The following is a 19,648-nucleotide window of genomic DNA, read 5'->3' on the forward strand; positions in this document are numbered from 1 at the left end:
CATCGATGTTCACCTGATGCGCGGTCGCCGTTGCCATGAAAGAAAGGCACGAACGAGTCAGACGTGGTCGAGCCGGTCAAGCGCCTCAATGATCTGTGGCACCTCGGTGCGTTGGGTGTAATCGGCGTGGACATCGGCAAAACGGACCGTGCCACCCTGGTCCACCAGCAGCACTGTGGGGAACGGTATGCCGGCCGTTGAATCGGCGTTGCTGTCCGCCACGTCAAAGCCCAGCTCCGAATGCGCTTCAAGGGCGTCGGGGCTCGGCTCGGTCAGCAGCCCCAGGTGGCGGGCGAGCTGGGATGCCGGATCCGACAGCACGGTGAAGCCCAGCTCGCCGTTCTCGACGGCGGCGCGCGAGCCATCCGGCGTCTGCGGGCTGATGGCGATGAGCTGGATGCCGCGCTCGGTCAGCGTGGGGAGCAGGTCCCGCTGGTACGTCTTGAGGGTGATGTTGCAATAGGGGCACCACGCGCCACGGTAGAAGACGACGACGGCGGCACCCTCGGCGAGCGCTTCGCTCAGTCCAATCGGCGAACCGTCCACGGCAACTAGGGCCGCGTCAGGAACCCTGTCCCCTTCCACAACCACTCCGTCGGGCAGAACCTGATGGGTGAGATCCTGCTGCTCCCGCGCGAAGACGGCCGACAGCTGGGGTCCAATCTGGGCAGTGAAGCCAGTGTTGAAGTGGTCTACCTGTTCTGCGATGGTGCCGGACATGGTGTTCTCCTCCGAGGGGGCTGGTCATACTGCCTGTCCCAGACGCTAGAGGAGTCGCACCCCGTATGGCTAGGGCTCGGTAACATCGCGCAACACGTAGCGGGAATAGTCTGCCAGTCGCTCCAGTTGACGTAGTTACTACTGCAACGAGAGTTACTGAAAGGGAGCGCACGGTGAACACCCCAGATACCTCCCCCGCCCATCAGGCGGAGGCAACAGGCGGCGCCTGCCCCTCCTTCGTCGCGGCCATGGACGTCATCGGCCGGCGCTGGAGCGGCATCATCATCGAAGCCATCGGGAAGGGAAATACCGGCTTTGCAGATGTCAGCCGGTTCGTCCCCCACATCGGCGACACCATGCTCGCCAAACGCCTCCGCGAACTCGAGATCGACGGACTGATCGAGCGGGAAGTTGTCGACGGCCGGCCCCTTCGGGTGCGTTACTCGCTCACCGTCGCCGGGCTCGCCCTGCTACCGATCCTGCGGGATATCACCTCCTGGGGCCACTCCTACGCGGTCACCGAACAAGGCGCCGGCGACTCGATCCCCCTCCTCCACACCTCCAGCAAGGATCGCTAACCACCATGGCCTTTGAACTAGGTATCCTCACCTTCGGCGAGCTCACCTCCGACCTCACCACCGGTCGCATGCCCTCCCCCGCAGAAAGAATGCGGCAGACCATCGAGCAGGCGCGCGTCGCCGACGAGGTGGGTCTCGACGTCTTCGGCGTGGGCGAACACCACCGATCCGACTTCGTTGCCTCCGCACCGCACATGATCCTTGCCGCGGCCGCAATGGTCACCAAAAACATCCAGCTCACCAGCGGTGTGACAGTGCTCAGCTCCGAAGACCCGGTCCGCGTGTTCCAGAACTTCGCCACCCTTGACCTCATCTCCGGGGGGCGCGCCGAGATCATCGCCGGCCGCGGCTCCTATACCGAGTCATTCCCCCTCTTCGGCTACGATCTGGCCGACTACGCCGATCTGTTCCGGGAAAAGCTTGACCTCCTCCTCGCCATCCGGGCGCAAAACCCGGCGTCCTGGCAGGGCATCATGCGCGCCCCGCTGAGGGAGGCCGACGTCGCTCCCCGCCCGATGAGCGACCTGCCGATCTGGGTGGGCGTCGGCGGTACCCCGGCCTCGGCGGTCCGCACCGGGCAACTGGGGTTGCCCCTGGCTCTGGCCCTCCTGCTCGGACCCATCAACCAGTTTGAGCGGCCCGTGGATCTGTACCGCCAGGCGTCGGCCGCCGCAGGCCATGACCCGGCCAGCCAGCGGATCAGCATCAATGCCCACGGAATGGTCGGCAAGACCAGCCAGAACGCCCGGGACGATTTTTTCCCCTATTTCTCCCGCGGCCTGGGCGAAAACAACCACCAGCGTGGGGCCAGCTTCAATCTGCCGAGGAACGCGTTCGAGGCACAGGCGTCCCCGGCGGGTGGCCTGCTGGTGGGCAGCCCCCAGGAGATCATCGACAAGCTGCTCACCTACCACGACCTGTACGGGGTTTCGCGGGCCGTCTTCCAGATGGGCTTCGGCGGCGTTCCGCAGCAGACCCACCTCGAGGCCATCGAACGCCTCGGCACCGAGGTGGCACCGGTCATCCGCGCCGAAATCGCGTCCCGCGAATCGGTCAACGCGTGAGCAGTCCGCTGCACGTCGTCGTCGTCAATGGCAGCCCCACCGAACGGTCCAAGACCATGGGACTGGTGAGGCTCGTTACCGAGTCGCTGGGGCAGAAACTGGAGATCGACGTCCACCAGACCAACGTCTACCAGCTGGGACCCTCCTTTACCGGTGCCACCTCCCGGGAGAATCTGGACCCGGCGGTGGAGGCCGAGTTCGCCGCTGTCGAGTCAGCTGACCTGCTGATCGCCGCGACCCCCGTCTACCGGGGATCCTACGCGGGCATGTTCAAGCACTTCTTCGACCTGGTGGGCCAGTATGCCCTGACAAACACGCCGGTCATCCTCGTGGCAACCGGCGGCAGCGACCGCCACGCTCTGATGATCGAACACGCGCTGCGGCCCCTATTCGGGTTCTTCCAGGCGGCGACCATCCCGGCTGGCTTCTACGCCAACTCGGGCGACTTCGACGGAGATCTGGTGCTCAACGCCGAGGTGTACAGCCGGATCGAGGTCGGGCTGGGCGACGTCATCGATAGTCTCCGGCACATCGTGAACCGGTGAGCAAAAAAGACATCCGGGTGGAACATTTCCCACCCGGATGTCTCGATTGACGGCCCAGGTCCGGATTGCTCACCGGAATCGGGTCCACTGACCGCCCGGGCGGGTCTTCGGCTAAAGTCAGGCAAGTGAAGAATGCCCTGCAGACCCCCGGTGCGCCGTGATCGACGACGCCGATACCGACTCAGGGCGGCCCACCACCGCTCCGGCCTTTGTGCTCGCGAAGCTACGCCGGGCCATCATCGCCGGTGAACTGGTCCCCGGCCAGCCCCTCCGCCAGGATGCACTCGCCGAGCGCTTCGGCGTCAGCAGGGTCCCCCTCCGCGAAGCCTTCAAGGTCCTTGAGGGTGAAGGGCAGGTGGTCTACGCTCCGCACCGCGGCTACAAGGTGGCCACCCTCTCCCTCACCGACTTGCTGGAGGTGTACCGGATCCGCGAAATCCTCGAGGCCGAGGCCGTCCGGGTAGCGATACGGCGATCGGGCGAGGACGTGGTCGGCAAACTCAGGGCTGCGGCCCAGGAAGTGGAGGCGGCGAGCGCCTCCGGCGACCTGCTGACCATGACCGAGGCCAACCGCCGGTTCCATTTCCTGATGGTCGCCGAGGCCCGGATGCCGCGCCTGGAGAAGCTGATCCAGGTGCTGTGGGACGCGACCGAGACCTATCGGTTTGTCTACTACGGCGACGAGGTCAACCGGCACCGGGTCGAGGACGAGCACCGGCGCATCATTGACGCCTTCGCCAGCCGCGACACCGACCAGGTCATCACCCTGATCAACGAACATCGCAACCATGCCGTCGACGCCCTGAGAACCTTCCTCGACGTGACCTAGTTGTTTGCCCCACACAAATAAAATTGTGTGACGAGGGTTACTTTTTAGTCGATAATTGGATACAGTATCCAAATGATCTGGTCACCGCCGCTCGTTCACGCTGCACCGCACTGCGAGAGCAAGATTCCACCAGCCGGAACACGGCGCCCTGGGGATTTCGATGAGTGATTGGCTCGGCCTCAGCAGCCAGCGGGTTCTGATCGCTGGCGCCGGCGGAATCGGCAGCGCCATGGCGGCTGCTTTCGCTGATGCGCAGGCCACCGTCGTCGTCGCCGACGTCAACCCGGCTGGCCTGGCCGCCCTGGATCGGCGGGTCCGCCCCCTTGAAGTCGACCTGTCGACGACGGCCGGCTGCGAGGACGCGGTGACGCGCGCCGCCGCCGAGCTCGGCGGCCTCGACATCCTGGTCCACGCGGTGGGGGTCAACAACCGGGTCCCCCTCCTCGACACCTCGGACGAGGACTGGGATCGGATGATCTCCATCAACCTCACCAGCGGCTTCCGCCTCGGCCGGGCCGCTGGCAAGCTGATGGTCGCCGCCGGTTACGGCCGCCAGGTCTACTGCTCTTCCGTCTCCGGACTGCTCGCCCACCCGGACCACGGCCCCTACGCCGCCAGCAAGGGCGGCCTGAACCAGCTCCTGCGTGTGATGGCCCGCGAATGGGCGTCCGACGGCGTCACTGTCAACGCCGTCGCCCCCGGCTACGTGGAAACCGAGCTGACCCGCGGGCATCTGGACAAGCCCGGCGTCCGTAACCACTACACCTCGCTGGTCCCCGCCGGCCGGCTCGGCACCACCGGCGACCTCACCGGCCCTGCCCTCTTCCTCGCCTCCCGCCAGGCCGCCTTCGTGACCGGCCACGTGCTCTACGTCGACGGCGGGCGGACCCTTGTCTAATCACCAGCAGTCCGAACTCCTCGGATCGGAACGGACAGGCGAGAAGGCCGATGGTGGCCGTTTTCCCCTCCTGGCCCCGGACGCCCTCGACGACGAGCAGCTCGCCCTCTACAACACGATCGCCGGCCCGCCCCGGGCGGGCGGCCCGTTCCTGGTGGTCGACGACGACGGTCACCTCGCCGGACCCTTCAACGCGCTGCTCTACGCCCCGGGGATCGGCCAGGCCGTCCAGGCACTCGGCGCCGCACTGCGCTTCAACGGGAAACTACCGGCCCGCACCCGTGAGCTGGTGATCTGCGCCGTCGCCGCTGAACGCTCCTCCGCCTACGAGTGGTACGCCCACAGCCGCGTGGCACTCACCGTCGGCATCACCGCCACGGAACTGGACAACCTCCGCACTGGTTTTGTCCCCGCCGGGCTGCCCGACCACGAGCATTCGGCCCTTAGCTTCACCGCCGCCCTGCTGGGTGGCCGCACCGTCCCGGCTGGCCACCACGCAGCCGCCCTGAAGCACCACGGACACGCCGGCATCACCGAGCTGGCTGTCCTGGTGGGCTACTACCGGGCCCTATCCGGGCTGCTCGCCGCCGGCGACGTGAACGCGCCTGCTTCCACCGAGCCGGCACCGCACGACGCCACCCCCCATTCTCATCCTCAACCGCACATCCTCACCACAAAGGGAGAACATCCATGACAACCTCACCACTGCACCGTCGCAGGGTCCGGCTTGCCGCAGCAGCACTGACCGTCCCCGCACTGTTCCTGTCCGCCTGCGGCAGCCCTGACACCAGTGGCGGAGGCAGCGGCGGCGGTGACGCCAGCGGCGGCGCCGACGGCGGGACCCTCTCCATCGCCACCGGCGGCACCGGCGGCGTCTATTACCCCCTCGGCGGCGGATTCGCCACCATGATCCGCGACAACATCGAGGGCTACGACGCCACCGTCCAGGAGACCAACGCCTCCGTGGACAACATGCTCCTGATCGAGAACGGCTCAGCCCAGCTGGCGTTCGCGGTCGGCGATGTCGTGTCCGACGCCGTCGAGGGCGTCAACGACTTCGACGGCAACCCGATCGAAACCTGCTCGCTCGGCAACACCTACAACAACTTCATGCAGGCCGTCACCGTTGACGGCACCGGCATCGAGGGTGTCGCCGACATGGAAGGCAAGGTCGTCTCGGTCGGCGCCCCCGGGTCCGCCACCGAGGTTGCAGCCCTGCGCATCCTCGAGGCTGCCGGCATTGACCCCGAGTCCGGCGTGGAACGCCGTCAGCTCGGCGCCGCTGAGACCGTTGCGGCACTCCGCGACGGCACCATCGACGCCGGTTTCTGGTCCGGTGGCCTGCCCACCGGCGCGCTGATCGACCTGGCCAGCGACGGCGACATGAACCTCCTCAACATCGGCGAGTACGCCGAGCAGCTCTCCACCGAGTACGGCGAGTACTACGTTGAGGAAGACATCCCCGCCGACACCTACGAGGGCCAGACCGAAGCGGTGTCAGCGATCGCGTCACCGAACATCCTCGTGGCCAGCCCCGAGATGGATGAGGAGCTGCAGTACAACATCACCGCAGCGATCTTCGACAACGTTGAAGCCCTCACCCAGGTGCACCCGGCCGCCGTCGAACTGGATGCCGCCACCGCCGGCGACATCTCCTACATCGACACCTGCCCCGGCGCCCAGCGGTACTTCGACGAAGCCGCAGGCTAAGCACTGATGCGCAAGCCCGCCGTCGTCGTCGTCGTCCTGGTGTGCCTTGGCACGCTGGGCGGTGGGGCGTTCGCGGTCGCTGCCCAGGAGTCCCCCGATGAGGGTGCCCCCGAGCGCAGCATCGTGATCACCAACGACGGCGGCGGGCTGGCCTCCGTGGCCCTGCCCGGAGACACCTTCGCGGTCAGCTACCGCAACTCGCTCTACGGAACCATCGCCGAGGAACGCTACACGGTCCTCCCCGACGGCAGCTTCAGGCTCGACCAGATCGCCGCCGACCAGCTCGCGGTGCTCGAAGAGTATTACGGCGTCCCCGGCGCCCCCACCGCCGCGGCCCCCTCCGACCGGCGGAACTTTGTGGTCGACCCCGACCCCGCGCACCCCGCCGTGTTCACCGACCTTTCCCTTGCCGCCACCGATCTTGGTGAACGCACCCTCCACCTGCCCGGAACAGCGCCCGTTCCGCTGTGGGCCCTGGTCGACGACGACCAGCCCTTCATCCTGCTAGATATCAAGGAGACCCCATGACCGAGCGAATTGACGGCGACGGCGCCGTCAAGGCCGGCAAGCAGCATCGCCCCACCCCCGATGAGGCCATCGACCCCAGCCGACGTGACCAGGCAAGAATCCCTGAGGACGCCTCGGTGAACCCGATCAACCGCAACGACGAGATTGACGAAGATGCGCTGATCGCCGAGTTTGAGGCGGAGAAGCCTGCCCGCCAGCTAACCAGTATTCCGGCCCTGGTGGTCAAGGTGGTGGGTGCCGGCCTGTCGCTGTTCGCCCTGTACTGGGTGTTCAATCCGATGGCTACCCAGTTCTATCTGCCCGCGTTCCTGATGATCGGGCTGTCCCTGACCTTCCTGGTATACCGGGGGTGGGGCCGGTCGTCGAAGGCCAAGGAAGCCGGGAAGTCAGACAATCCGCACATCCTTGACTGGGTGCTCGCCGTCGTCGCCGTGGTGCCGTTCGCGTACATCATCTCCGACTGGGATCCGTTCTTCCGCCGGGCCATCGTGCCCACTTACCTCGACCTGATCATGGGCGTCATCGCCATCCTCATCGTCCTGGAAGCGGCACGGCGCACCGTCGGCATCCTGGTGCCGCTGGTGGTACTGGGCTTCTTCGCTTACGCCTACTGGGGCCCGTACGTACCCTCCCCGTTCACCACCTCATCCTTCGACTGGATCCGGCTCGTGGGTCACAACGTGATGGGTACTCAAGGTATTTTCGGGGTCCCGACGGACGTCGCCGCGACGTACATCATCCTGTTCACCATCTACGGCGCCGTGCTGGGCGCCTCGGGTGCCACCAAGTTCTTCATTGACCTCTCCTTCTCGGCGTTCGGCCAGTCCAAATCCGGCCCCGGCCGGACCGTCACCCTCGCCGGCTTCCTGCTCGGCACGGTCTCGGGGTCCGGCGTCGCCACCACCGTCACCCTCGGTGGCATCTCCTGGCCGCTGCTGCGCAAGGCAGGCTACCCGAAAGAACACGGTGGTGGCATCCTCGCCGCCGCCGGTATCGGCGCCATCATGTCCCCTCCCACTCTCGGCGCCGCGGCGTTCATCATCGCCGCCCTCCTCGGGGTGTCCTACCTGCAGGTGCTCATCTGGGCCACCATCCCCACCCTGCTCTACTACTTCGGCATCATCCTCGCCATCGAAATGGACGCCCGACGGTTCAAGACCAAGGCCGTCGCCATGGACGTCAAGCCTGTGGGCAAGCTCCTCCTGCGGTTCGGTTACCACTTCAGCTCGCTGCTCGCCATCGTGGTGTTCATGGCCTTCGGGATGACCCCGTTCCGCGCCGTCGTGTTCGCCACCGTCCTCGCGTTCGTGCTGAGCTTCTTCGACCGCGAGTCCTGGATGACCCCGCGGAAAATCTTTGAAGCGCTGGCAACCGGCGCCACCGGCGCCCTCTCGGTCATCCCCGTGATGGCAGCGGCCGGTCTGATCGTGGGCATCATGACCCTCACCGGTCTGGGCCTGAAACTCGCCAGCATCATTGTCGACTTCGCCGGCGGCAGCCTGCTGCTGACCGCGATCTTCTCAGCCATCGCCGTGATCCTGCTCGGCCTGGCAGTCCCCGTGACGGCAAGCTTCATCATCTCCTGGGTGATCATCGGACCCGCCCTGCAGGATGTGGGCGTGGCACCCTTCGCCGCCGCGATGTTCATCTTCTACTACTCGGTGCTCAGCGAGGTGTCCCCTCCGACGGCGCTCTCCCCGTTTGCAGCGTCGGCGATCACCGGCGGCAAACCGATCAAGACCATGTGGCTCACCTGGCGGTACACCCTGTCCGCCTTCCTGGTGCCGTTCATCTTTGTCCTCTCCGGATCCGGTGTTGGGCTGCTGCTCCAGGGCGGCGTGGCAACCGTGGCGCTGGCCTTCTCGGTATCGCTCCTCGCGGTTGCCGCACTGGCCGTCTCCACCGGCGGCTGGCTCCTCGGACCGGCACGCTGGCCCGAACGTGTCATCCTGGGCATCGGCTCCCTGCCGCTGCTCACTCTTGATCCGCTCTACATCGGGATCGGAGTGGCGATCATCGCCGTCGGCGTCCTGGTCCACCTGATCGGCCGGAAGCGTCACCCGTACGATCCTGACGCCGACCCACCCGTAGCTGAGGCAGCCACTGCTGATAAGGCGGCCAGCACGACGTCGGCCGCCTCCTCGGGGACGGCTGCGCACCGTGCGCCGTCGTCGGCAGCCGCCTCACCGAAGACGACGACGGATCCCACCGCTTCATGACCACAGCACCGTCGACGCATGCAGCAGTCACCATGCTGCAGGCCGTCTCCGTCACCACCACAGGGGTGCTTCCTGCCTTCCTGCTGGGTGCGTTGGCGGTGCAGATCCGCGGGGACCTGAACATCGGCCCGGCGGAGATGGGAATGGCAGCAGCCACCCTGTTCACCGTGTCCGGGGTGCTGGCCCGCCCGTTGGGCGGACTGGTGCAGCGGATTGGTGCGGCGAAGGGCATGGTCACCTCGGCGACCCTCGCCGCCGTCGCGCTGGCCGGTGCCGGGCTGGCGCCGACGTTCGCGCTGCTGATTGTTGCCCTGTTTGTCGGCGGGCTCGCCAACGCCATGGCGCAGCCTTCAGCGAATCTCGGCATCTCCCGGGCAGTCAACCCCAACCGGTTGGGGTTGGCGTTCGGCGTCAAGCAGTCCTCTATTCCGGCGGCCTCGATGATTGCCGGAATAGCGGTCCCCGTGATTGCCCTCGCCGTGGGGTGGCGGTACGCGTTCCTGCTCGGCTCTCTGATGGCCATCGCCATTGCGGTCTGGGCGTTCTTCAGCGCACCCGGCACCCGCCCCACCCAGCCGGGGGAAACCCCGAAGCCTGACCGTGGCACTCCGAGAGGCGGCCTGGTGATGCTGAGCGTGGGCGCCGGCTTCGCTGCCGCTGCGGCCACGTCGCTGGGCGTGTTCCTGGTGGATTCGGCGGTGGAATCCGGGATGGCGCCGGGGACCGCCGGCCTGCTGTTCGCCGGCGCTGCGCTGCTGGGCCTGGTGATCCGCATTGTGCTGGGCCTCGCCATGGACAAGTACCCGCACCGCAGCCCCCTGGTGCTGATCACCAACCTGCTGGCACTCGGCGTGATCGGCTACCTGCTGCTCGCCCTGGGCACCAGTTCGCTGCTGTTCGTTCTCGGAGCCCTGCTCGCCTACGGCGCCGGCTGGACCTGGCCCGGCCTGGTGCACTTCGCCGTGGTCCGGGACAACCGGGCCAACGCTGCCACCGCCACCGGCGTCATCCAGACCGGGCTGTCCCTGGGCGCCGCAGCCGGTCCGCTGCTGTTCGGGCTGCTGACCGCCGCCACCTCGTATGACACCGCCTGGTTGGCGGCCGCCGTCGTCGCCGCCCTGGCTGCCGTGACGTTTACGGTGGCACGGCGGATGATCCGCCGGTCGCGGGCGCTGACCGCGGCGGAAATACCAGCCGCCACGCCGTCGACTACAGACCACACCCTGACCCCCCTGGAGGAGAAAAGATGACGCCCACGCGTTTCGCAGTGGTGGGAGGTGGCATTGTTGGTGCCGCCGTCGCCCGCCGGCTGCTGCAGGTCCAGCCCGACGCCCACGTCACCGTGCTCGAGAAGGAACCCATCCTCGCCGGACACCAGACCGGCCGGAACTCCGGAGTCGTCCACGCCGGGCTCTACTACACGCCCGGATCGTTGAAAGCGAAGCTCTGCCGGCAGGGCGTTGACATGCTCAAGGAGTACTGCGAAGAGAAGGGGCTGCCCTACGACGAGTGCGGCAAGGTGCTCGTCGCCCGCAACCCGGTCGAGGAAGGCCGTCTCGGCGACATCATGGAACGTGCCGTCGCCAACGGGGTCCCCGGAGTCCGCATCATCAACCAGGCCGAGCTGCTGGAACTGGAGCCCCATGTGAAGGGCACCTCCGGCCTGCACTCGCCCCATACGGCGATCGTCGATTACGGCGCCATCACCCGCTCCCTCGCCATGGATGTGGAGGCCGCCGGTGGCACTGTCCACACCAACTTCGAGGTTACGGCGCTGACCGAACGCGCCGGGCAGACGGTGGTCACGGGCAAGCACCGCGGCACCGAAACCTCCGACGCCTACGACATGGTGATCGTCTGCGCCGGGCTGCAGGCGGACCGGGTGGCGAAGCTCGCCGGCGACGACGACGACCCCAAGATTGTGCCCTTCCGCGGCGAGTACTACCTGCTCCGTCCGGAACGCAGGCATCTGGTCCGCGGCCTGGTGTACCCGGTGCCCGACCCCCGCTACCCGTTCCTCGGCGTGCACCTCACCCCCACCACCGACGGCGAGGTGATGGTGGGCCCCAACGCGGTGCTCGCCCTGGCCCGCGAAGGCTACAAGTGGTCCAACATCTCGCTCCGCGACCTCAAGGACGCGGTGATGTACTCGGGCTTCAGGTCCTTCGCGAAGCAGCACTGGCGCACCGGTGCCGCCGAGATGCTCGGGTCGCTGAGCAAGCGACGGTTCGTCGCCGAGGCCCGCAAGTACGTCCCTGAGATCACCGCCGACGACGTCATCCCCGGCCCTCGGGGCATTCGCGCCCAGGCGCTGACCCGCGACGGATCACTGGTCGATGACTTCAGGATTACCCGGCAGGGGTCGGTGCTGTCCGTCAGGAATGCGCCCTCCCCCGCCGCCACCTCTTCACTTGCCATTGCCGAGCACATCGTCTCGCTGGCACTTGAGAACAATTCCGACCGAAAGGACACCTCATCCCTGTGACTGCCTCCCCTGTTACTCCATCGCCCGTCTCCCCGCTCGCCCGAGGCCTCTGGGGCGTGCTCGCCACGCCCTTCCACGGCGGTGATTTCGCCGTCGACACCGAGTCGCTGCGCAGCGAGGTCCGCCTCTACACCGGGCTGAACGCCACCGGCATGGTGGTCCTCGGCGTCTTCGGCGAAGGCGTCACCCTGGACACCACCGAACAGACCCTGATCGTTCAGACGGTCGCCGACGAGGCCGGGGACACCCCGCTGGTGGTCGGCCTGTCGGCGCGGTCGACGGCGGTCGCCGTCGAGCAGGCACGCACCGCCGTCGCCGCTGCCGGCAGCAACCTGGGGGCCCTGATGGTGCAGGCCAACAGCGCCAACCCGGAACTGCTCGCCGCACACCTGACGGCCATCAACGAGGTCATCCCCGCCCACACCGGTGCCGGGATTGTGCTGCAGGACTACCCGGTAGCCTCCGGCGTGAAGATCAGCGCCGCGCAGATCCTCAGCGTCCTGGAGCTGTGCCCGTTCATCAGCGCCGTGAAGTCCGAAGCACCTCCGACCGCCGTCCCCATCGCCGCGCTCACCGCCGCCACCACGGTGCCGGTGTTCGGCGGACTGGGCGGCGTCGGGCTGCTCGATGAGCTGGCCGCCGGTGCCGCGGGCGCCATGACCGGCTTCTCCCACCCGGAAGGGCTGCAGGCGGCGCTGACCGCCTTCGCCGACGGCGGTTTCCCGGCGGCCCGCGCGGCGTTTGCCCCGTGGCTGCCGCTGGCGAACTTCGAGGGTCAGCCCGGGATTGGGCTGGCCGTCCGCAAGGAGATCCTGCGCCGCCGCGGCATCATCGCCGACGCCGCGGTGCGCCCACCCTCCCCCACGTTGCCGCCGGCGCTTGCCGACATGATCGACGCCCACCTTGATGCTGTGAAGGAGATTGCCTGATGGATACCGGACTCAAGGGGAAGAATGTACTGGTGCCGGGCGCAAGCTCGGGCATCGGCCTGGCCATCGCCCAGGCGCTGGCCGACGAGGGCGCCAACGTGGTCCTCGCCGCCCGCCGCGAGGACGTGGTGCAGGCCGAAGCGGCCAAGCTGCCCTCCGCCGTCGGGATCGCGATGGACCTGACCGACGACGGCGCCCCCGCCGCGCTGGTCGAGGCCGCCGAGAAGGAGTTCGGGCCGATCGATGTGCTGATTCTCAACAGCGGTGGCCCGCCTCCCGGTGGGGCCGCCGACGTCAGCGACGAGCAGGCTCTTGCCGCCGTACATCAACTGCTGGTGCAGCACATGCGGCTGACCAACCTGGTGCTGCCCGGCATGCGCGAGCGCGGCTGGGGCCGCATCGTCGCCGTCGGGTCCAGCGGCGTGCAGCAGCCGCTGCCCAACCTGGCGCTCTCCAACATCGGCAGGGCCGGGCTGGCCGGCTACCTGAAGACGCTCGCCGCCGAGGTCGCTGCGGACGGCGTCACAGTGAACATGGTGCTCCCAGGCCGGATCGACACGGACCGGGTGGCGTCCCTCGACGCCGCAGCGGCCAAGCGGACCGGCAGCACCCCCGACGAGGCCCGCGCCGCGTCCGAGAAGACCATCCCCGCCGGCCGGTACGGTGCCCCCGAGGAGTTCGGCGCCGTCGTCGCGTTCCTCGCCAGCGTCCCCGCCGCCTACGTGACGGGCGAGCAGATCCGCTGCGACGGCGGACTGGTCCGCGCGTACTAGCCCTGCTGTTCCTGACCCTTTTGAACCTCTCGACCTCTTGAACCTGAATAGAAAGAAGCGCCGACCATGCATCTGGCCTCAGTCCGCGAAGGCGGCGACGAACTCGCCGCAGTGATCCACCCCGTGCGCGGGGTCGCGCTGGTCCGCGACCTCATTCCCGGTTTCTCCGGTGACCTGCTGGAACTGCTGGCCACCGATTCGCTCGGGAAGCTGGAGTCGTTCGCCGAGTCGGCTGACACCGCGGTCTTCCGCGACCGCGACTCGGTGACCTTCGGCGCCCCGTACCGGCATCCGCGGATGCTGTGGGGCATCGGCCTGAACTATGTGGAGCACGCCTCGGACCTGTCCGAGGGCGTCCCTGACGAGCCGGCGTCGTTCATCAAGGGCGACCACACCATCATCGGCCCGGGCGAGAACATCACCATCCCGCACCAGAGTGTTCGCACCACCGCCGAGGCCGAGCTGGGCCTCGTCATCGGCACGTACTGCCGCGACGTGGAACCGGAGGACGCGTTGTCCTACGTGGCCGGCGTCGTCACCCTGCTGGACCAGACCGCTGAGGACATCCTGGAGAAGAACCCCCGGTTCCTCACCCGGTCCAAGAACTTCCCCGGCTTCTTCTCCTTCGGACCGGAGATCGTCCCCTTAGCAGAGGTGGCCGACGACGCCGGCTCGCTGGCCGCCGTCGAGGTGTCCACAGTGATCAACGGCAAGGTGCACCGCAGCAACGTCGTGGGCAACATGCGGTACTCCCCCGAGTACCTGGTCAGCTTCCACAGCAAGGTGATGCCGCTCTACCCGGGCGACATCATCTCCACCGGAACGCCGGGCGCCGTGCACATCAAGGCGGGCGACGTGGCTGAATGCCGCATCCCCGGCGTCGGTGTGCTCAGCAACCCGGTGGTCGACCAGGAAGCTGGCTCTGGTCAAGAAGACGGCATTCATCAGGAAGGCCATGGCGGTCATGAGTAGCCCCTCCGACGACGGGTTCCCGGCGGGACCCCTGGACGGCATTAAGGTAGCCGACTTCTCCCGGGTGCTCGCGGGACCATTCGCCTCGATGATGCTGGCCGATTTCGGGGCCGACGTCATCAAGGTGGAAAGCCCCTCCGGTGACGACACCCGCAGCTGGACGCCTCCGGTGGACGAGTACGGGGTAGGCACCTATTTCTCCAGCGTGAACCGCAACAAGCGTTCGGTGGTGTGCGATCTGACCACTGAAGAGGGACAGGCGGCGGCGCTGGAGATCGCGTTGACGGCCGACGTCGTGATCGAGAACTTCCGGCCCGGCATCATGGAACGGTTCGGGCTGGACTACGAGTCCCTCAAGGACCGCCGGCCGGACCTGATCTACTGCTCCATCACCGGGTTCGGGAGCGCCGCCGGCGCGCACCTGCCGGGCTATGACCTGCTGGTGCAGGCCGTCGGCGGGCTGATGAGCGTCACCGGTGGGCTGGATTCCGAGCCTAGCAAGGTCGGCGTAGCACTGGTGGACGTGGTGACCGGGCAGAACGCCGTCGTCGGGATTCTCGCCGCCCTGCGGTCGCTGGAGCAGACCGGGGTGGGTCAGCGGGTGGATGTGAACCTGTTGTCGTCGCTGCTGTCGGGGCTGGTGAACCAGGCGTCGAGCACCCTGGCGACCGGTGAATCGCCGCAGCGGATGGGCAACGCGCACCCGAGCATCGCGCCGTATGAGACGCTGCGGACCGCCGATGGTCCGTTGGCCGTCGCCGTCGGGACTGACAAGCAGTTTGCCGGACTGGTCCGGGTGCTCGGCGTGCCCGAGCTCGCCGGCGATGAACGGTTCGCCGGGAATTCGAATCGGGTGGCCAACCGGGTGGTCCTGAAGTATCTGCTGGAAGAGCAGCTGGGTTCGAAGTCCGCCGCTGACTGGTCGGAGCTGCTCAGTATCGCCGGTGTGCCCGCCGGGAAGGTGAACTCGATTGTCGAGGCGCTGGAACTGGCGGACACGCTGGGTCTGGCCCCCGTCGTCGAGATCGCCAATGCTGACGGGTCGCGGACCAGCCAGCAGGTCGCCAACCCCATTCACCTGTCCGGGACTCCCGCCCGGTACCGGCGCCCGCCACCCCTCCTCGGCGAGCACAATGGCGCCGCCTTTGACCTCCCCGCCATTCCCGCACTCCACCACCTACAGTGAAAGCAGGATCCCCAGTGACCTCCTCAACCATGACTTCCTCAACAGTTGAAAGCAGAACCATGACTGACATGTCAGACCTGATCGGTATTGATACGCTCCTTTCCCCCGAGGAAATCACCCTGCGGGAGACCGTGCGGTCCTTCGTGGACACCGAGATCAAGCCGAACATTGCCCAGTGGTACGACGACGCCGTCTTCCCGATGGAGATCGTCCCGCAGATGGCTGACCTAGGTCTGCTCGGCATGCACATCAAGGGCTACGGCTGCCCCGGAAAGTCGTCGGTGGAGTACGGACTCGCGGCGATGGAGCTGGAGGCCGGCGACTCGGGTCTGCGCACCTTCGTGTCGGTGCAGGGCTCGCTGGCGATGAGCGCCATCTACAAACACGGCTCGGAGGAGCAGAAGACCGAGTGGCTGCCACAGATGGCTGCCGGGACCGCGATCGGCGCGTTCGGACTGACCGAGCCGACCGCCGGGTCCGACCCCGGCGCGATGCAGACCTTCGCGAAGCGCGATGGGTCCGACTGGATCCTCAACGGCGCGAAGCGCTGGATCGGCCTGGCTTCGGTGGCGAAGCTCGCCATCATCTGGGCAATGACCGACGACGGCGTCCGCGGCTTCGTGGTGCCGACCGACAGCCCGGGGTTCGTGGCGACGCCGATCAAGCAGAAGCTCTCCATGCGGGCGTCCATCCAGTGCGACATCACCCTGACGGACATCCGGTTGCCGGAGAGCGCGATGCTCCCGAACGCCAAGGGACTGCGAGGCCCGTTCGAGTGCCTGAACGAGGCGCGCTACGGCATCATCTGGGGTGCCATGGGCGCAGCCCGGGACAGCTACCTCACTGCGCTGGCCTACTCGCAGGAGCGGCTGCAGTTCGGGAAGCCGCTCTCCGGTTACCAGCTGACCCAGGAGAAGCTGGTGAACATGGCGTTGGAGATCAACAAGGGCACACTGCTCGCGCTGCAGCTGGGCCGGTTGAAGGATGCCGGGACCCTGCAGCCGTACCAGATCTCGGTGGGCAAGCTAAACAACTGCCGCGAGGCAATTGCGATCTGCCGTGAGGCGCGGGCGATGCTCGGCGGAAACGGTGTCACCCTGGATTACTCGCCGCTGCGGCACGCGAACAACCTGGAGAGCGTCAGGACCTATGAGGGTACCGACGAGGTGCACACCCTGATCCTGGGCAACCACATCACCGGCGTCCCCGCGTTCCGGTGAGTGAAGCCGCTGCCCCCGAACCCGTTGCTCCCACCGGCATCCGCAAGGGCCTGACCAACTACGGGGACGCCGAGTTCTCGCTGTTCCTGCGGAAGGCGTTCATCAAGGGTGCCGGGTATTCCGACGATGCCCTGGACCGGCCGGTGATTGGGATCATCAACACGGGCAGCGGATTCAACCCGTGCCACGGCAACATGCCGGCGCTGCTGGAGGCGGTGAAGCGCGGGGTGATGCTCGCTGGCGGGTTGCCGGTGGACTTCCCCACGATCTCCATCCACGAGAGCTTTTCGCAGCCGACCAGCATGTTCTTGCGGAACCTGATGTCGATGGACACGGAGGAGATGATCCGGGCCCAGCCGATGGACGCCGTCGTGCTGATCGGAGGGTGCGACAAAACCGTACCCGCCCAGCTGATGGGTGCTGCGTCGGCGGGGGTGCCGGCGATTTCGCTGGTGACCGGGTCGATGCTGACCGGCGGGTATCGGGGCGAGCGGGTGGGTGCGTGCACCGACTGCCGGGCATTCTGGGGCAAGTTCCGGGGTGGGGAAATTTCCAAACCAGAGATCGACGACGTGAACTCGCGGCTGGTCGGCAGCGTCGGCACCTGCTCGGTGATGGGCACCGCCAGCACCATGGCCTGCCTGACGGAGGCGATGGGAATAGCGATGCCGGGATCGGCGTCGGCTCCCGCGGTTACGGCCGACCGGGTGCGGATCGCGGAGGCGACCGGGACCCAGGCTGTTGCCCTCGCGGCGACTGGCACGAAAATGGACACCATCCTGACCCAGCAGTCATTCGAGAATGGTCTGCGGGTGCTGCTGGCGATCGGCGGCTCCACGAACGCGATCATTCACCTGACCGCTGTGGCTGGTCGGCTGGGGATCCGGTTGTCGCTGGAGCAGCTGGACCGGATGAGCACAGAGACCCCGGTGCTGGTGGATCTGAAGCCGTCCGGGAAGTACTACATGGAGGACTTCCATCGTGCCGGCGGTGTTCCTGCAGTGCTGCGGGAGCTGGGTTCACTGATCCACCGGGACGTACCGACGGTGACGGGTCGGACGCTGGGTGAGGAGATTGACGACGCCGGTCCCGGCTTTCCGCAGGACATCATCCGGCCGCTGTCCAACCCGGTGTATCCGGAGGGAAGCCTTGCGTTCCTTCGCGGGAATCTGGCACCGGGTGGGGCGATCATCAAGCAGGCAGCTGTGTCCCCTGCGCTGCTGGAGCACACCGGACCTGCTGTGGTGTTCGAGAATACGGCGGACCTGGCGGCGCGGATCGATGATCCCGATCTGGACGTCACCGCCGATTCGGTTCTGGTGTTGAAGAACATCGGACCGGTTGGAGCGCCGGGGATGCCCGAGGCCGGGTACCTACCCATCCCGAAAAAGCTCGCCTCCCAGGGTGTGCGCGACATGGTGCGCATCTCGGATGGTCGGATGTCCGGCACCGCGGCTGGGGCGGTGGTGTTGCATGTGACGCCTGAGTCAGCGGTCGGCGGTCCGTTGCGTCTGGTGCGGACCGGCGACACGATCACGCTGAGTGTCAGCCGCCGACTGATCCACGTGGAGATGTCCGATGTGGAGCTGGCCCGACGTGAAGATGCGATGGGTCCAGCAGCGCCGGTTGTTCCGGATCGTGGCTATCGGAGGCTCTTTGTCACCGAGGTAACCCAGGCGGACGAGGGCTGCGACTTCCGCTTTCTGCAGGGCTAGACAGCTAGGCGCGGATTGGGCGCTCCGTCACGAAGGAGCAGTTACGCTTATCCGAACGCTGATCGATGTAGCGCGAGCCGGCTCCAGCTGAATACTGAACCAGATCGTCAAATCAAAGATTGGGTTGACCTAAGGAACAAACCGGTTCGTTGGAACTGGCGGGCGACAAAGCCTAGAAGAACCGCCATTCCCAGCAGGAGTAGAACCATGAGGCCATCCAGCATCTACACTATCCCGTGAGAAACTGCTTGCCCACAAAATAAGATCAGCAACCCCGGCATCGTAAGCAATTGTCTGGCCAAACCCTCCCGAAGCTGGACAGCAGCCGCCCTGAGGACTGGCAGCTGTTCATGGTACGTGGGCTCCCTACCGAGCACCTGCCGCTGCACGTGTTTCGCCTCACCACTCGCGAGGCCCACGGTCACGCCAGTCCGTCGGGGCTGAACCAAAGGCCCAACCTTCTTGGTTCCGTACACGAGGCCAGCAATGAAAATGCCGAACTCACCCAGAACCAGTCCGAGATAGACCCCGGAGAGAAGAAACCCCTCCCTCACCTCGGGCCAAATGGCCGCAAGCGCGAGGCCGACTCCAAATGAGATTGCAACGGTCAAAGGAAAAACCGTGAGGAAGTACCGTCGGACAGCGCCCCCTATGCCTAGGTCCGTCACGCCTTCTGCCCTGGCCGTCGCGTTAGTCCAACGAGCCTCCACCCACATCCGTTTCCTGCATGTGAACCCCTGACCTGTGACTGTTAGCCAGGAATGGCGGTTAATCGCAGCTTCAGTTGGCGGTCCTGTCGTCCTATTCAGCGATCCCCGACCGCGACGGCCAGTCCTGCAAACCTATTCAAGCGACTGCATGATCCAGAAGGGTGGGCTTGGCCAAGCGGGAATAGGGAAGGGTAGATCCTATTGCTAAGGCGCCCCGTCACGGCATGCCTCTTCAGCGCCTAAGGTTTAGGCTTCGGCTTCGATTGAGTCGGCGCGCATCGGCCCTGGGCATTGCTCAGACCCACCATTCTTTTCCCAATCCAACCTGTTCCATTTGAGGGCGGTTTCACGATTCGCGAGAATCTCACCGTCAGCGCTAAGTGCCCGCACTATCACCTCCTCTGGAAGAAACATGATCGTGTCTACCTCCCAGTTATTCTCATCGATCTGGGAGGTCCTGAAGAGGGAGAAGGGTTACGTCCCGTGGGGTGGTGTAGTTTCCCGCGGTGAGCGCGTTGCTCCGGCGACGTGGTGAGCCATCGTGCGATGGTCAGTGAGTACCGATCA

The 19,648-nt window shown here is 66.4% G+C and carries 18 protein-coding genes; 17 read left to right on the forward strand and 1 reads right to left on the reverse strand.

Going from position 1 to position 19,648, the window contains the following annotated elements; genetic code table 11:
* Window positions 1-57: 57 nt before the first annotated feature.
* Complete coding sequence (locus tag IWX62_RS04260; RefSeq protein ID WP_196840112.1) at window positions 58-720, reverse strand: peroxiredoxin-like family protein; 663 nt, start codon at window positions 718-720, stop codon at window positions 58-60.
* Window positions 721-893: 173 nt separating this feature from the next.
* Between IWX62_RS04260 and IWX62_RS04265 the strand changes: the two genes are divergently transcribed.
* The 17 genes from IWX62_RS04265 (at window position 894) to IWX62_RS04345 (ending at window position 18,371) form a co-directional block, all read left to right on the forward strand.
* Window positions 894-1,298: a winged helix-turn-helix transcriptional regulator gene (locus IWX62_RS04265; protein ID WP_196840113.1), complete on the forward strand. Its 405-nt coding sequence runs from the start codon at window positions 894-896 to the stop codon at window positions 1,296-1,298.
* Between the two features lie 5 nt (window positions 1,299-1,303).
* Window positions 1,304-2,362, forward strand: coding sequence for an LLM class flavin-dependent oxidoreductase (locus tag IWX62_RS04270; protein WP_196840114.1), 1,059 nt, complete (start codon window positions 1,304-1,306; stop codon window positions 2,360-2,362).
* Entirely contained in the window at window positions 2,359-2,907 is a 549-nt protein-coding gene (locus IWX62_RS04275; protein WP_196840115.1) for an NAD(P)H-dependent oxidoreductase, read from the forward strand. Before IWX62_RS04270 ends, IWX62_RS04275 begins: the two co-directional genes overlap by 4 nt.
* Window positions 2,908-3,064: 157 nt before the next feature.
* Entirely contained in the window at window positions 3,065-3,736 is a 672-nt protein-coding gene (locus IWX62_RS04280) for a GntR family transcriptional regulator (protein WP_196840116.1), read from the forward strand.
* A gap of 160 nt (window positions 3,737-3,896) precedes the next feature.
* Window positions 3,897-4,634 (forward strand): SDR family NAD(P)-dependent oxidoreductase, encoded by a 738-nt coding sequence (locus IWX62_RS04285; protein WP_196840117.1) that lies wholly within the window; start codon window positions 3,897-3,899, stop codon window positions 4,632-4,634.
* Complete coding sequence (locus IWX62_RS04290) at window positions 4,627-5,328, forward strand: carboxymuconolactone decarboxylase family protein (RefSeq protein ID WP_196840118.1); 702 nt, start codon at window positions 4,627-4,629, stop codon at window positions 5,326-5,328. Before IWX62_RS04285 ends, IWX62_RS04290 begins: the two co-directional genes overlap by 8 nt.
* Complete coding sequence (locus IWX62_RS04295; RefSeq protein WP_196840119.1) at window positions 5,325-6,344, forward strand: TAXI family TRAP transporter solute-binding subunit; 1,020 nt, start codon at window positions 5,325-5,327, stop codon at window positions 6,342-6,344. Before IWX62_RS04290 ends, IWX62_RS04295 begins: the two co-directional genes overlap by 4 nt.
* A gap of 6 nt (window positions 6,345-6,350) precedes the next feature.
* Window positions 6,351-6,872 carry a hypothetical protein gene (locus IWX62_RS04300; RefSeq protein ID WP_196840120.1) on the forward strand — a complete coding sequence of 174 codons (522 nt, stop codon included), beginning with the start codon at window positions 6,351-6,353 and terminating at the stop codon, window positions 6,870-6,872.
* Entirely contained in the window at window positions 6,869-9,091 is a 2,223-nt protein-coding gene (locus IWX62_RS04305) for a TRAP transporter permease (RefSeq protein WP_196840121.1), read from the forward strand. The genes IWX62_RS04300 and IWX62_RS04305 overlap by 4 nt, the downstream gene beginning before the upstream one ends.
* Window positions 9,088-10,341, forward strand: a complete 1,254-nt coding sequence (locus IWX62_RS04310) for an MFS transporter (protein ID WP_196840122.1) — start codon at window positions 9,088-9,090, stop codon at window positions 10,339-10,341. Before IWX62_RS04305 ends, IWX62_RS04310 begins: the two co-directional genes overlap by 4 nt.
* Complete coding sequence (lhgO, locus tag IWX62_RS04315; protein ID WP_196840123.1) at window positions 10,338-11,576, forward strand: L-2-hydroxyglutarate oxidase; 1,239 nt, start codon at window positions 10,338-10,340, stop codon at window positions 11,574-11,576. Before IWX62_RS04310 ends, lhgO begins: the two co-directional genes overlap by 4 nt.
* Window positions 11,573-12,505 (forward strand): dihydrodipicolinate synthase family protein, encoded by a 933-nt coding sequence (locus IWX62_RS04320; protein WP_196840124.1) that lies wholly within the window; start codon window positions 11,573-11,575, stop codon window positions 12,503-12,505. Before lhgO ends, IWX62_RS04320 begins: the two co-directional genes overlap by 4 nt.
* The gene (locus IWX62_RS04325) at window positions 12,505-13,278 is read left to right on the forward strand and encodes an SDR family oxidoreductase (RefSeq protein ID WP_196840125.1); all 774 of its coding nucleotides are present in this window, start codon (window positions 12,505-12,507) and stop codon (window positions 13,276-13,278) included. The genes IWX62_RS04320 and IWX62_RS04325 overlap by 1 nt, the downstream gene beginning before the upstream one ends.
* A gap of 66 nt (window positions 13,279-13,344) precedes the next feature.
* Window positions 13,345-14,250: a fumarylacetoacetate hydrolase family protein gene (locus IWX62_RS04330; RefSeq protein WP_196840126.1), complete on the forward strand. Its 906-nt coding sequence runs from the start codon at window positions 13,345-13,347 to the stop codon at window positions 14,248-14,250.
* Window positions 14,243-15,436: a CaiB/BaiF CoA transferase family protein gene (locus IWX62_RS04335; protein ID WP_196840127.1), complete on the forward strand. Its 1,194-nt coding sequence runs from the start codon at window positions 14,243-14,245 to the stop codon at window positions 15,434-15,436. The genes IWX62_RS04330 and IWX62_RS04335 overlap by 8 nt, the downstream gene beginning before the upstream one ends.
* Window positions 15,437-15,495: 59 nt before the next feature.
* Window positions 15,496-16,656, forward strand: coding sequence for an acyl-CoA dehydrogenase family protein (locus tag IWX62_RS04340; protein WP_196840128.1), 1,161 nt, complete (start codon window positions 15,496-15,498; stop codon window positions 16,654-16,656).
* Window positions 16,653-18,371, forward strand: a complete 1,719-nt coding sequence (locus IWX62_RS04345; protein ID WP_196840129.1) for an IlvD/Edd family dehydratase — start codon at window positions 16,653-16,655, stop codon at window positions 18,369-18,371. Before IWX62_RS04340 ends, IWX62_RS04345 begins: the two co-directional genes overlap by 4 nt.
* Window positions 18,372-19,648: the final 1,277 nt, after the last annotated feature.

Source organism: Arthrobacter sp. CAN_A1, assembly GCF_015751665.1.
Classification (GTDB): domain Bacteria; phylum Actinomycetota; class Actinomycetes; order Actinomycetales; family Micrococcaceae; genus Arthrobacter_D.

What these genes read in the sequence shown, in the direction of transcription:
- IWX62_RS04260 (WP_196840112.1), bottom strand. Translation starts at nt 720, where the DNA reads ATGTCCGGCACCATCGCAGAACAGGTAGACCACTTCAACACTGGCTTC.
- IWX62_RS04270 (WP_196840114.1), top strand. Translation starts at nt 1,304, where the DNA reads ATGGCCTTTGAACTAGGTATCCTCACCTTCGGCGAGCTCACCTCCGAC.
- IWX62_RS04285 (WP_196840117.1), top strand. Translation starts at nt 3,897, where the DNA reads ATGAGTGATTGGCTCGGCCTCAGCAGCCAGCGGGTTCTGATCGCTGGC.
- IWX62_RS04295 (WP_196840119.1), top strand. Translation starts at nt 5,325, where the DNA reads ATGACAACCTCACCACTGCACCGTCGCAGGGTCCGGCTTGCCGCAGCA.
- IWX62_RS04300 (WP_196840120.1), top strand. Translation starts at nt 6,351, where the DNA reads ATGCGCAAGCCCGCCGTCGTCGTCGTCGTCCTGGTGTGCCTTGGCACG.
- IWX62_RS04305 (WP_196840121.1), top strand. Translation starts at nt 6,869, where the DNA reads ATGACCGAGCGAATTGACGGCGACGGCGCCGTCAAGGCCGGCAAGCAG.
- IWX62_RS04310 (WP_196840122.1), top strand. Translation starts at nt 9,088, where the DNA reads ATGACCACAGCACCGTCGACGCATGCAGCAGTCACCATGCTGCAGGCC.
- lhgO (WP_196840123.1), top strand. Translation starts at nt 10,338, where the DNA reads ATGACGCCCACGCGTTTCGCAGTGGTGGGAGGTGGCATTGTTGGTGCC.
- IWX62_RS04325 (WP_196840125.1), top strand. Translation starts at nt 12,505, where the DNA reads ATGGATACCGGACTCAAGGGGAAGAATGTACTGGTGCCGGGCGCAAGC.
- IWX62_RS04330 (WP_196840126.1), top strand. Translation starts at nt 13,345, where the DNA reads ATGCATCTGGCCTCAGTCCGCGAAGGCGGCGACGAACTCGCCGCAGTG.
- IWX62_RS04335 (WP_196840127.1), top strand. Translation starts at nt 14,243, where the DNA reads ATGAGTAGCCCCTCCGACGACGGGTTCCCGGCGGGACCCCTGGACGGC.
- IWX62_RS04340 (WP_196840128.1), top strand. Translation starts at nt 15,496, where the DNA reads ATGACTGACATGTCAGACCTGATCGGTATTGATACGCTCCTTTCCCCC.